Annotated in this window: 12 protein-coding genes; 4 read left to right on the forward strand and 8 right to left on the reverse strand. The window is 69.9% G+C overall.

Going from position 1 to position 13,038, the window contains the following annotated elements:
* Window positions 1-5: 5 nt before the first annotated feature.
* The 3 genes from ACIBX3_RS30880 to ACIBX3_RS30890 are packed head-to-tail and all read right to left on the reverse strand — an operon-like array spanning window position 6 to window position 2,883.
* A complete protein-coding gene (locus ACIBX3_RS30880) occupies window positions 6-809 on the reverse strand; it encodes an ABC transporter ATP-binding protein (protein ID WP_397123048.1) in 804 nt (267 codons plus the stop codon).
* The gene (locus ACIBX3_RS30885) at window positions 806-1,849 is read right to left on the reverse strand and encodes a FecCD family ABC transporter permease (RefSeq protein ID WP_397123050.1); all 1,044 of its coding nucleotides are present in this window, start codon (window positions 1,847-1,849) and stop codon (window positions 806-808) included. Before ACIBX3_RS30885 ends, ACIBX3_RS30880 begins: the two co-directional genes overlap by 4 nt.
* Window positions 1,849-2,883, reverse strand: coding sequence for a FecCD family ABC transporter permease (locus ACIBX3_RS30890; protein ID WP_397123052.1), 1,035 nt, complete (start codon window positions 2,881-2,883; stop codon window positions 1,849-1,851). The genes ACIBX3_RS30885 and ACIBX3_RS30890 overlap by 1 nt, the downstream gene beginning before the upstream one ends.
* 102 nt (window positions 2,884-2,985) lie before the next feature.
* Here ACIBX3_RS30890 and ACIBX3_RS30895 point away from each other — a divergent pair, with 102 nt between their 5' ends.
* The gene (locus tag ACIBX3_RS30895) at window positions 2,986-3,969 is read left to right on the forward strand and encodes an ABC transporter substrate-binding protein (RefSeq protein WP_397123054.1); all 984 of its coding nucleotides are present in this window, start codon (window positions 2,986-2,988) and stop codon (window positions 3,967-3,969) included.
* A 43-nt stretch (window positions 3,970-4,012) separates the two neighbouring features.
* Here the strand turns inward: ACIBX3_RS30895 and ACIBX3_RS30900 are convergent, their stop codons facing one another.
* The 3 genes from ACIBX3_RS30900 to ACIBX3_RS30910 all read right to left on the reverse strand — a co-directional run bounded on the left by ACIBX3_RS30900 (window position 4,013) and on the right by ACIBX3_RS30910 (window position 6,608).
* Entirely contained in the window at window positions 4,013-4,663 is a 651-nt protein-coding gene (locus ACIBX3_RS30900; RefSeq protein ID WP_397123056.1) for a DUF2461 domain-containing protein, read from the reverse strand.
* A 35-nt stretch (window positions 4,664-4,698) separates the two neighbouring features.
* Window positions 4,699-5,493: a polysaccharide deacetylase family protein gene (locus tag ACIBX3_RS30905; protein ID WP_397123058.1), complete on the reverse strand. Its 795-nt coding sequence runs from the start codon at window positions 5,491-5,493 to the stop codon at window positions 4,699-4,701.
* A 539-nt stretch (window positions 5,494-6,032) separates the two neighbouring features.
* Window positions 6,033-6,608: a helix-turn-helix domain-containing protein gene (locus tag ACIBX3_RS30910; protein ID WP_397123060.1), complete on the reverse strand. Its 576-nt coding sequence runs from the start codon at window positions 6,606-6,608 to the stop codon at window positions 6,033-6,035.
* Window positions 6,609-6,698: 90 nt separating this feature from the next.
* Between ACIBX3_RS30910 and ACIBX3_RS30915 the strand changes: the two genes are divergently transcribed.
* Both ACIBX3_RS30915 and ACIBX3_RS30920 read left to right on the forward strand, forming a co-directional pair.
* On the forward strand, window positions 6,699-7,532 hold the full coding sequence (locus tag ACIBX3_RS30915) for an EamA family transporter (protein ID WP_397123062.1): 834 nt from the start codon (window positions 6,699-6,701) through the stop codon (window positions 7,530-7,532).
* 28 nt (window positions 7,533-7,560) lie between these two features.
* On the forward strand, window positions 7,561-8,505 hold the full coding sequence (locus ACIBX3_RS30920; protein ID WP_397123064.1) for an anti-sigma factor RsbA family regulatory protein: 945 nt from the start codon (window positions 7,561-7,563) through the stop codon (window positions 8,503-8,505).
* Here the strand turns inward: ACIBX3_RS30920 and ACIBX3_RS30925 are convergent.
* The gene (locus ACIBX3_RS30925) at window positions 8,502-9,086 is read right to left on the reverse strand and encodes a sigma-70 family RNA polymerase sigma factor (protein WP_397123066.1); all 585 of its coding nucleotides are present in this window, start codon (window positions 9,084-9,086) and stop codon (window positions 8,502-8,504) included. The two genes, ACIBX3_RS30920 and ACIBX3_RS30925, sit on opposite strands and share 4 nt — an antisense overlap.
* 248 nt (window positions 9,087-9,334) lie before the next feature.
* On the opposite strand from ACIBX3_RS30925, the gene ACIBX3_RS30930 reads away from it, so the two are divergent.
* Window positions 9,335-10,408, forward strand: a complete 1,074-nt coding sequence (locus tag ACIBX3_RS30930; RefSeq protein WP_397123068.1) for a PLP-dependent cysteine synthase family protein — start codon at window positions 9,335-9,337, stop codon at window positions 10,406-10,408.
* 57 nt (window positions 10,409-10,465) lie between these two features.
* On the opposite strand, the gene ACIBX3_RS30935 is transcribed toward ACIBX3_RS30930, so the two are convergent.
* Entirely contained in the window at window positions 10,466-12,979 is a 2,514-nt protein-coding gene (locus ACIBX3_RS30935; RefSeq protein ID WP_397123070.1) for a hypothetical protein, read from the reverse strand.
* Window positions 12,980-13,038 lie beyond the last annotated feature (59 nt).

The raw sequence follows: 13,038 nt of genomic DNA on the forward strand, positions 1-13,038 counted from the left end.
CCGGGTCAGGCCGGCGGCTGTGGAGGATGGGAACGCGGGCGGATCGGGACGACCAGCGGAGTCCCCGCCACCGGGTCCTCGATGACCTTGGCGTCCAGCTCGAACACGTCCCCCAGCAGCTCCTCGGTGAGCACCTCGTGCGGGGTCCCCGCCGCGATCACCTTGCCGGCGCGCATGGCCACCAGCCGGTCGGCGTAGCGGGCGGCCAGGTTGAGGTCGTGCAGCACCATGACGACCGTGCGGCCCGCCTCCTGGTGCAGGTGCCGTACGAGCTCCAGCACCTCCACCTGATGTGCCAGGTCGAGGAAGGTCGTGGGCTCGTCGAGCAGCAGCAGATCGGTGCCCTGCGCCAGCGCCATGGAGATCCACGCCCGCTGCCGCTGCCCGCCCGACAGCTCGTCCAGCGGCCGCTCGGCCAGGTCGGCGAGGCCCGTCATGTCGAGCGCGGTGGCGACTGCCTCCTCGTCGTCGGAGGACCACTGCCGGTACCACGTCTGGTGCGGATGCCGGCCCCTGGCCACCAGATCGGCCACGGTCAGCCCCTCCGGAGCGATGGGCGCCTGGGGCAGCACGCCGAGGATCTTGGCCACCTCGCGGGTGGGGATCTTGTCGATGCGCTTGCCGTCCAGCAGCACCTCGCCGCCGTGGGGCTTGAGCAGGCGGCCGAGCGCGCGCAGCAGGGTCGACTTGCCGCAGCCGTTCGGGCCGATGATGGTGGTCACGGTGCCCGCCTCGATGGCCAGATCAAGCCCGTCGACGACGATCCGGTCGCCGTAGCCGAGCTTGACGGCGGCGGCCTGCAGTCTCACTTGCGTGCCCTCCAGATCAGATGGATCAAGTAGGGGGCGCCCAGCACGGCGGTGACGATGCCGACGGGCAGTTCGAGCGGGGAGAACGCGGTCCTGGCGATCAGGTCGGCGGCCGTGGTGAGGACGCCGCCGATGACCGCCGAGCACAACAGCGGAGGCTGCCCCGAGCGCGCCAGCCGGAGCGCGATCTGCGGCGAGGCGAGCGCCACGAACGCGATCGGCCCGGCGGACGCGGTGGCCACGGCGGCCAGCAGCACGGCGGCCAGGATCATCAGGGCGCGCGCCAGGTTCGTCCTGATGCCCAGGGAGGTGACCGTGTCGTCGCCGAAGCGCAGCGCGTCGAGCGAGCGGGTGCCGAGCAGGGTCAGCGGCACCAGCACGGCCAGGGCCAGCGCCGTGGGCACGACGTGCTCCCAGCCGCGGCCGTTGAGCGAGCCGCTGATCCACACCATGGCGCGGCTGGTGTCGTTGACGTCGCCGACGGTCAGGAGCCAGAACTTGACGTTGGTGAAGACGGCGGCCACGCCGATGCCGACGAGCACCAGGCGGTAGCCGTCCAGGCCGCGCCGCCACGCCAGGCCGTACACGACTGTCGCGCCGATCAGGCCGCCGAGCAGGGCGAGCGCGGGGATGCCGAGGGTGGACAGCAGGCCGCTGGTGCCGCCGTACACGCTGCCGCTGGCCACCACGCCCGCCACGACCATGACGGAGGCGCCGGTGGTGACGCCGAGGATCTCGGGGCTGGCCAGCGGGTTGCGGGCGATGGACTGGATGATCGCGCCGGACAGCGCGAGCGCGGCGCCGACCAGGGCGCCGGTCAGGGCGCGCGGCAGGCGTAGCTCCATGATGACGAAGTGGGCGGCGCTGTTCTGGTCGAACGTGCCGGCGACGACCTCGGCGAGCGTCATCTGGATGTCGCCGATGCGCATGTTCATGGCCATGAGCAGGGCGAGGAGCACGAGGCCGAGCAGGGTGATCGCGACGCCGCGCAGGCGTACCCGCCAGGACAGGGCGCCGACGCGCAGGGGGAGGGCGGTCATCACAGGCGCACCGGCTTCCTGCGGCGGACCAGGGCCACGAAGAACGGGGCGCCGATCAACGCGAGCACCACGCCCACCTCCAGCTCTCCCGGAGGCGCCACCACGCGGCCGATCACGTCGGCGAGCAGCAGCAGCGCCGCGCCGATCAGCCCCGAGTACGGCAGCAACCAGCGGTGGTCGGTGCCCGACAGGGGGCGCGCCAGATGGGGCACGATCAGTCCGACGAACGACAGCGAACCGCAGGCGGCGACCGCCGCGCCCGTCAGCAGGGTGACGGCGGCGACGCCGACGGTGCGGGTCATGGCGATGTTCTGGCCGAGGCTCCTGGCCACGTCCTCGCCGAGGGAGAGCGCGTTCAGCCCCGGCGCGTTCGCGATCGCCAGGACCAGGCCCACCAGGATGAACGGCACCACCTGCCAGACCACGTCGGAGCCCCTGGCCGCGATCGAGCCCGCCTGCCAGAAGCGGAACACGTCCATCGCCTGCTCGTCCAACAGGACGATGGCGGAGGTGAGCGCGTACAGGAAGGCGCTGACCGCGGTCCCCGCGAGCGCCAGCGTGACCGGGGTGGGCCCGCCTCTGCCGCCCACCATGCCGAGCGCGAACACCGCCACGCTGGCCACCAGCGCGCCCGCCAGCCCGAACCAGATGTAGACGAGCAGGCTGGAGGCGCCGAGCAGGATGATCGAGGCCACCATCGCGAACGCCGCCCCCTGCGTGACGCCGAGCAGTCCCGGGTCGGCGAGCGGGTTGCGGGTGTGGCCCTGCATGAGCGCGCCCGCCACGCCCAGCGCGACGCCGGCGAGCACTCCTAAGACGGTCCTCGGGACGCGGAGCGAGCGGATGATGATGTCGTTCTCGCTGCCGGTGGGTGCGGTGAGCGCGTGCCAGGCGTCCGCGAGCGGCACGGACTTGGAGCCGATCGTGACGCTCATCACGACGGCGACCGCCACGGCGGCGAGAAGCGCGACGAGGACGGCGATCCGGCGTTGACGAATGCCGTAGAGGCGCGGCGCGGCGACCGTTGCGCTCACCCGGTTCCTCCTCAGCATTTGCTCGATCCTGGTGAAGTATGCCAGCTTAGGCAGGGCTAACCTAATTTAGGTTTGCCTTACTTCCTGGGAAAGGGATTGCAGATGAGACCGTTGCGCGCGCTGGTCGGCGCACTCCTCGTGGCGGGACTCGCCGCCTGCGGCTCCAGCGAGCCAGCGGCCACCACCACCTCCACGGCGGACACGGCGAGCACTCCGTTCAGGACCGTGAAGCACGCGATGGGCGAGACCAAGATCCCGGCCCAGCCGAAGCGGGTGGTCGCGCTCGACCAGAGCTTCGTGGACGCGGTCCTCACGCTGGAGACGCCCGTGGTGGGCTACACGACATACCGCTCGCTCGACGACAAGCTTCCGGACTACCTGGGGACGGTTGCCGCGGAGTACGGCAAGGAGGCCACCCCGGTCGGCACGCTGGAGCAGCCGAGCCTGGAGAAGATCATGGCGCTCAAGCCCGACCTGATCGTCTCGGCGAAGGTCCGGCACGAGGCCCTGTACGACAAGCTGTCCAAGATCGCGCCGACCGTCTTCAGCGAGACGACCGGGGCCATCTGGAAGGAGAACATCCGGCTCATGGGCCAGACCCTGGGCAAGGAGGAGCTCGCGGACACCAAGATCAAGGAGTATGAGGACCGGGCGGCCAAGATCGGCACGGCGATCAAGGAGAAGGACGGCAAGCTGCCGACGATCTCGATCGTGCGTTTCGCCGGTGAGCCGACGGTCCGCCTCTACGTGGAGAAGTCCTACTCCGGCATCGTGATGAAGGACGTCGGCTTCCCGCGCCCCGACGGCCAGCCGACCGTGCAGGACACGATCGCGGTGGACGTGAGCCAGGAGCGGATCCCGGACCTGGACGCCGACCACATCTTCGTCTCCACCTACCAGGACCCGTCGGCCGAAGAGCCGAAGGAGAAGTTCGTGGGCAACCCGCTCTGGGCCAAGCTCAAGGGTGAGAAGCGCGAGGTCGCCGACCTGACGTGGATGACCGCCGTGGGCATCCAGGGCGCGCACTCCATCCTGGACGACGTCGCCAAGTTCTTCGGCGTCGACCCGGCCAGGACCACCTCCTGACCGTCCGCCGCACTGCCGGTGACCGCCCCCTGCGACGCGGCGGTCACCGGCGCGGGAGCTCGCTGCCCCGGACATGGGCGCAGAGCCATTCGACCAGGGGGCCGTAGGCGCGCCAGGTCTGCTCCACCCGGGAGCGGGCCTGCGGCGTGTGCACCCAGGGCTCGGGCTCGAATCGCATCCCCGCGTACAGAGACTTGTGGCGGAGCAGGCCGATGCGGGGGTGGTCCTCGCTGAATCCGCGAGGTTTGGTCTTCAGGCGCTCGCCCTCCAGCGCGTAGCCGGCCGCCACCAGTGCGTCGGTGATCGCCGACAGGGGTTTGCCCGTCAGGTCCTCGTCCACCGCCGCCCGGTAGCGGGCGATCTGGTCGGCCGCCTGTGTGTAGAAGCCGCCCGCCGTGAACAGCCCGGACGCGCTGATCTCGACGTAGAGCCCGATGCCGGGCATCAGGTCCACGAAGGCGCCCTGATGGGTCTTGTAGGGCGACTTGTCCTTGGCGAAGCGCACGTCACGATAGGGCCGGAAGAGCTGCGCGGGCCCGAACTCGGCGGCGAGCTCGTCCGTGAGGGCGATCATGGGCGCCCGCACGGCCTCCTCGTAGAGCTGCTTGTGCCGGGTGAAGTATGTCTTCGAGTTGTCCGCCTCGAGGCCCTCGTAAAAGATGAACGCCTCGTCGGGGAAACCGGTGAAACCCATGTCGTAAGGGTGCCACGCGCCACCGACAACCCGGGTCAGCGAGCGGTGTACATCTTCCCCGGCGCCGGCGTCTTGCCGTACAACTCCGAGACCGTCACGAACGTGTAGCCCTTCCTGCCCAGCGTGTCGAGCATCGCCGGCACGGCGTCCACGGTGCTGCGGTGGATGTCGTGCAGCAGCACGATCGACCCCGGCGCGGCCCGGCCCGCCCGCCTGGCGACGGTCGAGGTGTCCCGGTCGCGCCAGTCGAGGGTGTCGAGGCTCCAGAGGATCTGGGCCAGCCCCTCGCGGCGGGTCTCCGCGGCCACCTGCTCGTCCGTGGACCCGTACGGAGGCCGCATCATCCGCATCCGCACCCCGGTGAGCCGCTGCACGATGTTCTCGGTGTGCTTGAGCTCGCGCCGGACCGCCGCGTGCGGCAGCTCGGCCAGCGGCGGATGGCTCCAGGTGTGGTTGCCGATCTCGTGGCCCTCGTCCACGATGCGGCGGACGGTACGCCCCCCTTTGTCGGCCGCCACCATCTGCCCGATGACGAAGAACGTGGCCCTGACGTCACGCCTGCCGAGCAGGTCGAGCAGTCTTCCGGTGTGCTCGCCCGGCCCGTCGTCGAAGGTCAGGGCCACGCACTTGATCCGCGTGCAGTCGAAGCTGCGGCTGCGCGGCCAGCCGGCCTGCATCGAGGCCAGCCGTCTGGCCAGCAGGACGGGATCGACGCTCACCGGCCTCATCGGCGCGACCGGCGGCTCCTCTGCCGACCGGTGGTGCGCCACCGAGCGCGTGACGCAGGCCGCCAGAGCGAGCAGGGCCAGCGGCAAGGCCCAGACGCGCATGCTTCCCCCCGAAACGCCGCATACGGGGGCCTACGGATAGTCCTGGACCGGTTCCCCCCGCAGCTCCCTGGCCAGGTCGTCCCACCAGAGTGGGACATCCGCCTGCAATTCCTTGCAGCGGCGCGCCACGCGTATGGCACATCCAAGCGGATCCGTACCCAGATGCCGACGTTTCGCCGGTCCTTCCTGCCAACGGTAAAAACCATCCCTATACCGCACGACCAGGCCTATCCACACCGAGATGGTCGCGTCGTCGCCCACCTCGTACGCGCTGGTGACGCCCAGACCATGAAGCTCTACCTGGAGCTTCTCCGTCGCCGCTCGGGCCTCACTCACACGCCACCCCCTGCCGACGTTCGCCGTGACACCAGGGATGTACCCAGCAACGGGCATGAGCCGTCCAAGACATACAGCAATCGTCAACTATCGCCGGCCGAAGCCGGTGGAACGGCGGGTTGCCATCGTGTACCTCCTGTAACGGGAGCCTCACCTACCGCACAAGTTACCGATGGTTACCTAGCTTTTCCATACTGTTTCCGTTATTGGTCGTGCGTCTCGCGCGGTTCGGCGACCACCATGATCAACCGGAGGTCCTCCTCGCCCCGGTTCGCGTAGCGGTGGGGGCGGTCGGCGGTGAAGAGCACCGCGTCGTCCTTGCCGATCACGTGGCTCTTGCCGTACACGGTGAGCGTCAGCTCGCCCTCCAGCACCGTCACCATCTCGCGGGTGCCTGGCGGGTGGGCGTCGCCGTCATGGTGCTCGCCCGGCGCCAGACGCCAGTCCCACAGCTCCAGGATCATCGGCGTGTCCGCGCCGACGAGCAGCCGCGCCTCCACCTGGCCCTGGTGGAACGTCACCACGTCCGACTTGTCCACGATGCGCACCATGGGGACGTCGCCGACCTCGACCAGCCGGGCCACGGTGACGCCCAGGGCCGAGGCGATCCTGGTGAGGGTGGAGACGCTCGGGTTCGTGCGTCCCTGCTCGACCTGCACGAGCATCCCCCGGCTCACGCCTGATCGGGCGGCCAGCTGGTCCAGCGTCAGCCCTCGGTGCGAGCGCTGGAAGCGGACGTTGTTGGCGATGGCCTGGTTGATGAGTGCGGGGTCCTCCATGGGAGTCCAGTCTAGTGAAACGTTTTTGCACTGTGTTGCACCTAATGTGTTGTACTAGTAGTGCAACGTAGTGAACTGAAGGGGCGATTGGTGACTGCAGTGATCTTGGCGACCGCCTGTGCGGTGGTCTACGGGACGGCCGACTTCTTCGGCGGCCTGGCCAGCAAGCGGACCCAGGTGCTCTCCGTCGTCGTGCTCTCACAGATCGCGGGCCTGGCGCTGATCCTCGGCCTGCTGCCGCTGCTGCCGGGCGTGTTCAGCGACCGGGCGCTGCTCTGGGGGCTGGCCGCCGGGCTGTCGGGCGCTGCCGGGCTGGCGCTGTTCTACCGGGCGCTGGCCACGGGTGTCATGTCGGTGGTCGCGCCGACGACGGCGGTGACCTCGGCGGCGCTGCCCGTCGTGTTCGGGCTGGCGACCGGCGAGCGGCCCGGGGTCTGGGCGCTGGTCGGCGTGGCGCTGGCGCTGGGATCGGTGCTGCTGGTCAGCCAGGACGCGTCCCCGGGCGGGCGGGCCTCGATCGGCGCGCTGCTGACCGCGCTGGCGGCCGGCGCCGGGTTCGGCGGGTTCTTCATTCTGCTCGCCATGGCGCCGGGGGACGCGGGACTGTGGCCGCTGGTGGGGGCCCGGCTGTCCTCGGTGTCCATGGTGGTGCTGGTGGCCCTGGCCGCCCGGCGCTCGTTGCGGCCGGGGGCGGGCTCGCTGCACATCATCCTGGCCGCGGGCGTGCTCGACATGGTGGCCAACGTCCTCTACCTGCTGGCGCAGCGCCAGGGGCTGCTGAGCCTGGTGGCCGTGCTGGTCTCGCTCTACCCCGCCAGCACCCTGCTGCTGGCGAGACAGGTGCTCGGCGAACGGCTGGGAGGCGTCCAGGTGGTGGGTGTGGCATGCGCGCTCGGCGCGGTGGCCCTGATAGCCGTTGCGTAGCACCGCCGGCGCTTGCTACGTTTCGCCCGTGCGCCCTGAGCGGGCACGTATCAATGGCGAGGGTCTGAGGCACGTCGGCGTGCCGTACGACTCTGATGAGTCCTTTCTCAACCTCGCCGTGCCACGCGTGCGGGCCGCGCTCACCGAGGGCAGGCGGGTGCTGGTGATCACCTCCGCCCGCAAGCTCGACCTGCTGACCGCCGCCCTGGGCCACGACGCGGGACGCATCGACAGCCGGGTCTCCACCGCCTGGTACGGCCACCCGTACCGCACCCTGGCCGCCTACCACGAGTACACCCGGGGGCGCCGCACACTCGTGATCGGCGAGCCCAGCTGGGAAGGCAGGAGCCGGCGCGAGATCACGGAGATGATCCGCTACGAGTCCGTGGTGAACGCCGCGCTCGGCGGGGCATCGGCCGTCATGCTGTGCCTGTACGACCTGCGCAGGGTGCCGCCCGACGTGCTCGAATACAACGCGGTGAACCATCCGCTGCTGCTCGGCGCGGACGGCGAGGCGACGAGCACCAGCTTCATCCCGCCCCACGAGCTGGTGCTGAACGACGACCGCGTCCCGCTGCCCGAGCCCGGCCCCGGCGCCGTGACCATCCGGTTCACCGCTCGCGAGCTGCGGCGGCTGCGCCAGAGCGTGGGCGACTACGCCAGGGCCGCGGGCATGGACCGCAACCTGATCACCTCGCTGGTCATCAGCGTCTCGGAGATCGCCGCGAACAGCGTCGAGCACGGCGCCGGGTACGGCGCGATCACGATGTGGGTGAGCGACGGGGAGCTGATCTGCGAGATCGCCGACCCCGGCGGCGCTCTGGACGACCCCTTACCCGGCTACATACCACCCGAGCCCGAATCCCCCAGGGGATACGGGCTCTGGATCAGCCGGCAGCTCTGCGACCTCGTGGAGTTGCGCGCGGAAGGCGGCGTGTTACGCGTCCGCCTTCATCTTTCTCTGGAGTCCTAAGCGGCTCTCTGGGCGGGGACCCGGAGCGCGCCCTCCTCGCGGGCGTACTCCTCCAGCATGCCGCGCAGCTGGCGGCGGCCCCGGTGCAGCCGGGACATCACCGTGCCGATGGGCGTGCCCATGCGCTCGGCGATCTCCTTGTACGCGAACCCCTCGACGTCGGCCAGGTAGACGGCCACGCGGAAGTCCTCGGGGAGGGAGCGCAGGGCGTTCATCACGACGCTGTCGGGCAGCCGGTCGAGCGCCTCGGTCTCGGCCGATCGCAGGCCGGTCGAGCTGTGCGACTCGGCGGCGTGCAGCTGCCAGTCCTCGATCTCCTCGGCGGCCGACAGCTTGGGCGAGCGCTGCTTCTTCCGGTAGTCGTTGATGAAGTTGTTCGTCAGGATCCGGTGCAGCCACGCCTTGAGGTTGGTGCCCTCGCGGAACTGGTGATACGACGTGTACGCCTTCGCCACTGTCTCCTGCACCAGATCCTCCGCGTCGGCGGCGTTACGGGTGAGGCGCATGGCGGAGGCGAACAGCTGTGATGTCACAGGCACGACATCGCGTTCGAACCAGTCTTGACGCTGCTCATCGGTCATAGTGATCAATTCATTCCCCCTTGCGCTATCCCCCGTTTCGGCACAGGCCGCCTGCCGTCGGTCCCATCATGGCAAGTCCCAGCTAAGGGACGCGTTAGCGAGGTTCCGCCTTGGTCAGAAGGGGTTTCCGTCCATCTGCTCGCGGCGTGCGTGGTCACGTCCACGGCCGGACAAGTCTCAGTATCATAACACTAGCCATCCAATTGTGTAGTTCTAGTGGCAAAAGTCACATGGGATAGCGTAAGGACATGGATTTCGTGGACCGTCACGACACGGGGACACGCCGCTGGGTGGCGGAGGCCATACGTACCGTCGAGGCCGACGCCAACCGCAGTTGCGACACACACCTGCACGTCTTTCCGCTGCCCTCGGACTGGGGTGTAAACCTCTACTTGAAAGACGAGTCAGTGCACCCAACCGGTTCACTGAAACACCGACTTGCTCGCTCCCTATTCCTGTACGGCCTGGCCAACGGCTGGATCGGACCCACGACGACGATCGTCGAGGCGTCCAGCGGGTCCACGGCCGTGAGCGAGGCGTATTTCGCCCGGCTGCTGGGGCTGCCGTTCATCGCCGTCATGCCCGCGTCCACGTCGCCGGAGAAGTGTCACCTCATCGAGTTCTACGGTGGCAAATGTCACCTCGTGACGGACCCCGGCGCGATCTATGAGGAATCTCACCGTCTGGCCACCGAGGCCGGCGGCCACTTCATGGACCAGTTCACGTACGCGGAGCGGGCCACCGACTGGCGCGGCAACAACAACATCGCCGAATCGATCTATTCGCAGATGTCGCTGGAGCCGCACCCAGAGCCCTCGTGGATCGTGGTCGGGGCCGGGACCGGCGGCACGTCGTCGACCATCGGCCGCTACATACGCTACCGTCGCCACGCCACCCGCCTGGCCGTCGTCGACCCCGAGGGCTCGGCCTTCTACCCGAGCTGGATCACCGGCGACACCACCGTCACCGCCCGGGGCTCCCGCATCGAGGGCATCGGGCGCCCCCGTGTGGAGCCGTCGTTCCAGCCGTCCGTCATCGACCGCATGATCGCCGTCCCCGACGCCCGCTCGATCGCCGCCATGCACTGGACCCGCGAGGTCACGGGCCTGGACGTCGGCGGCTCCACGGGCACGAACATGGCGGCCTGCGTGGAGCTCATCGACGAGATGCGCCGGACCGGGGAGCGGGGCAGCATCGTCACGCTGATCTGCGACAGCGGCAACCGCTACAAGGGCACGTACGGCAGCCCGCGGTGGTTGTCCGCCCAGGGCCTGGACATCGAGCCCCACCTGGACGAGCTACGCGCCCGGCTCCCGAAGTAGGCCACCACGCCGGCGTCCCCGGCGCGGAGGCGCAGTCTCGTGCGGTGGTGGCCGGGGTCAGCGGGGGGCGGTCGTGGTCACCTGGTCGCCCTTGAGTATGCGGTCGACCGTCTGGCCGGCCGCCGACGTCGCCGCCGTGGTCCCGGCCGCCAGCACCAGGGCAAGGGTCGGCGCCGCGAGGCTGCGTACGCTGCGCAGGTTGCGTACCCGCGCCCAGGGCTCGTCGGCCAGATGCATGATGCGCCACTCCCAGAACAGCCCCAGCCCGACGCACACCAGCATGACCTGCCCCACCACGATCCCCACCACCTGTGCCTTGTCCAGAGCCCCGATGTCCGGCTCCACCAACGTCGACAGATAGCCAGACAGCTCGGTCAGCAGCGCGGCGGCGGCGAGATGCAGGGCCTTGGTCATCGGCTGGGTGCCGCGGACGCGCGGGTAGAAGTAGCCGAACAGGAACCCGAAGGCGGGCAGCGTGATCAGGTAGCGGCCGTCGAAGACGAAGGTGGTCGGGTCAACCCCTTCCGGCAGGCCGAACACGAGGGTGAAGGGCAGGCTCAGCAGCAGGCTGACGGTGAAGGCGTGAACGCCGTTGTGCCACGGCGTGCAGGCCGCGGCCGTGGCGAACGCGGTCTCCGGATGCCGCCCGTGCTGCCGCAACGCCGTCTCCAGCGCGTCGCGTCGCTCGTCGAAGTCGGTCATCGACATCTCGCCCGAGCCGATCCTGCCCCGCCCGACGCGGTACAGCTCCTGCTCGGCGATCAGCAGCAGGCGCTTGTGGATGGCCGCTCTGATCAGCTCCCGGTGCTCCTCCCGCGTGGCGGGTTCGACGATCGGCAGGTGCGGCCGGGTGAGCAGCCAGCGGGCGGTCGCCCACGCGACGATCGAGGTGATCGCCAGCAGCGGCAGCGGCACGTCGATGTCGGCCAGCGTCGTGCTGCCGCTGGGTGTGATGTACAGCACCATGAGTACGGCGATCATCGTGTACTCGGCGACCGGGTTGTCCACCGCCGCCAGTTGCCCGCCGAGCCGCCGCAGCCGCAGCACCAGCATCAGGAACCCCAGCAGGAGCAGCCCGAGCACGCCGCGCACCATCGGGTCGAGCGGCAGGCTGCCGATCGCGGGCACCGGCTGCGGCACGGCCAGGCTCCACGACCCGGCGTCCAGCCACTCGGTCGGCCACCCCTGCACCAGCAGGCCGACGAGCACGGCGCCCACGACCGCGCCGCGGCTCCACTGCTTGGTGGCCACCGCGACGGCGGCGATCGGGATCATGGCCCAGCCCAGCGCCAGCACGAGCCGGGTGCTGTCGGGCGGGTACACGCCGTTCAGCAGCGCCCGCAGCCACAGCGCCAGCGCCAGCAGCCCGATCGCGGCCTCGGCCGACAGCACGGCCAGCCGGACGACGACCGGCCTGACCCCGAGGTCCACGCTGAACGCGATCGCCGACCCGGCGGCCGCCAGCGCCGCCACCACGCCGCCGGTGAGCAGGGCCTGGCCGGACAGCTGACCATGCAGCCAGGACCAGCTGAGCATGCCGAGCCCGACCACCACGCCGAGCCCGGTCACGATCAGCAGGTCGCGCGTGTTCCATGGCGGGCTGGTGGGCAGCACCCGCCCGGCGTGCCGGAGCGCGAGCGCGGGCACGGCGACGAAGAGGACCACGTACGCGACGGCCGACCAGTCCTTGGCGAACAGCGGGATCAGCAGCGTGGGCGCGGCCAGCGCGAGTCCGACGACCAGCTCCCTGTTGGGCAGCCGCTCCCACCAGCCGCGGCCGAGCGAGCGCAGCAGGAAGAAGACCAGCGCGGCCGCGGTGAGCACGCCGAGCGCGGTCGCCCACGAGAAGTCCTCCGCCACGACCACGTCCGGGAACCCGTAGGAGTCCGGCGCCAGCGTCATCTTCACCGGATAGGCCCCGATGGTGAAGTCCAGCCGCTCCTCCAGCTCCCGCTCCGGCCTGATGCCCTCCTGCCGCAGGACGGTCCACTCGCCGGGCAGCACGGTGATCGACCGCGTGGTGACGATCAAGGGGCGCGCGTTGGGGGTGTTGAAGTCGAGCTCGAGCAGCTTCTTTTCCTCCAGTTGCCGCAGCAGCGTCACCCTGAAGGCGGCCGTGGTGCGCTCGGCGTCGGAGGTGAGGATCGGCGCCTGGCGCGTCGTGGGCGCCAGGCCCGGGCCGTTCACCTTGACCGCGCCGAACGCGGTGTCCGTGACCTGCTGGAGCGCGCCGGGGAACCCGTTGCCCTGGCGTAACACCTCGATGAGCGGGTCCTTGCGGTCCATCTGCAGCCGGTGGATGACGGTCACCTTGATCTGGCGCTGCCGTGGATCCAGCCGCCCTTCGGGCACGGGCTCCAGGTCGTCCCCGTCCGCCCGGGTGAGCAGGACCTCGGTGGTGGCCCTGCGGGCCCACTTCACGAGGGGGTCGGCGCGATCGGCGGCCGCCACCCACGGGTTGCGTGCCGCCGTGCTCTTAGGGACCGCAGGCCCCGCTACCGGTCTGGCGGCAACGGTGCACCAAACGATCGCCCCCAACGACACCAGCGCCAGCCCGAACGCGATTGCCATCCGGAGCTTTCCCACAATTTGGATGATTCTCCGGCATGCGCAAATGTTCTATGTTGTGC

The sequence above is a fragment of the Nonomuraea sp. NPDC049480 genome (assembly GCF_044465905.1).
GTDB lineage: Bacteria > Actinomycetota > Actinomycetes > Streptosporangiales > Streptosporangiaceae > Nonomuraea.

What these genes read in the sequence shown, in the direction of transcription:
- ACIBX3_RS30885 (WP_397123050.1), bottom strand. Translation starts at nt 1,849, where the DNA reads ATGACCGCCCTCCCCCTGCGCGTCGGCGCCCTGTCCTGGCGGGTACGC.
- ACIBX3_RS30895 (WP_397123054.1), top strand. Translation starts at nt 2,986, where the DNA reads ATGAGACCGTTGCGCGCGCTGGTCGGCGCACTCCTCGTGGCGGGACTC.
- ACIBX3_RS30900 (WP_397123056.1), bottom strand. Translation starts at nt 4,663, where the DNA reads ATGGGTTTCACCGGTTTCCCCGACGAGGCGTTCATCTTTTACGAGGGC.
- ACIBX3_RS30905 (WP_397123058.1), bottom strand. Translation starts at nt 5,493, where the DNA reads ATGCGCGTCTGGGCCTTGCCGCTGGCCCTGCTCGCTCTGGCGGCCTGC.
- ACIBX3_RS30910 (WP_397123060.1), bottom strand. Translation starts at nt 6,608, where the DNA reads ATGGAGGACCCCGCACTCATCAACCAGGCCATCGCCAACAACGTCCGC.
- ACIBX3_RS30925 (WP_397123066.1), bottom strand. Translation starts at nt 9,086, where the DNA reads ATGACCGATGAGCAGCGTCAAGACTGGTTCGAACGCGATGTCGTGCCT.
- ACIBX3_RS30930 (WP_397123068.1), top strand. Translation starts at nt 9,335, where the DNA reads ATGGATTTCGTGGACCGTCACGACACGGGGACACGCCGCTGGGTGGCG.
- ACIBX3_RS30935 (WP_397123070.1), bottom strand. Translation starts at nt 12,979, where the DNA reads ATGGCAATCGCGTTCGGGCTGGCGCTGGTGTCGTTGGGGGCGATCGTT.